This window comes from Carboxylicivirga sediminis, assembly GCF_018156225.1.
In the GTDB taxonomy this organism is placed as follows: Bacteria; Bacteroidota; Bacteroidia; order Bacteroidales; family Marinilabiliaceae; genus Carboxylicivirga; species Carboxylicivirga sediminis.
Window position 1 is genome coordinate 1 of sequence record NZ_JAGTAR010000113.1, and the last position, 411, is coordinate 411.

Annotated in this window: 1 protein-coding gene; it reads right to left on the bottom strand. The window is 46.5% G+C overall.

Translation table 11 applies throughout. The features are described 5' to 3' along the window. The coding region (locus KDU71_RS23510; RefSeq protein WP_244828675.1) for a PfkB family carbohydrate kinase at positions 1 to 396 on the bottom strand (396 nt) is incomplete at its 3' end. Positions 397 to 411 lie beyond the last annotated feature (15 nt).

A 411-nucleotide genomic window follows, 5' to 3' on the forward strand; every position in this document is an offset into this window, starting at 1 on the left:
AATGTCGCAACCAGCCACCAGCTCAGGCATCACTTCTGATGCCTTTTTACCGTATTTCCATAGGTTTTTCCGATAATTCAGATCACACGAAACAGCTACACCCATGCGGTTGGCCACCTGAATAGCTTCCAGGCAGGCATCGGCTGCACCTTGTGAAACGGCAGGTGTTATACCTGTCCAGTGAAAGAAGCTGGCATCTTTCAACACCTCTTCCCAGTTAATCATCCCTTTTTGGATACATGAGAATGATGAATGTGCCCTGTCGTAAACCACTTTACTGGCACGCGCTACAGCTCCTGTTTCTAAAAAATAAATCCCCAGTCGTTCGCCTCCATAAATAATTTGGCTGGTGTCCACACCATATTTGCGCAATTCCATCATACAGGCTCTACCCATCTCATTTTGTGGCAA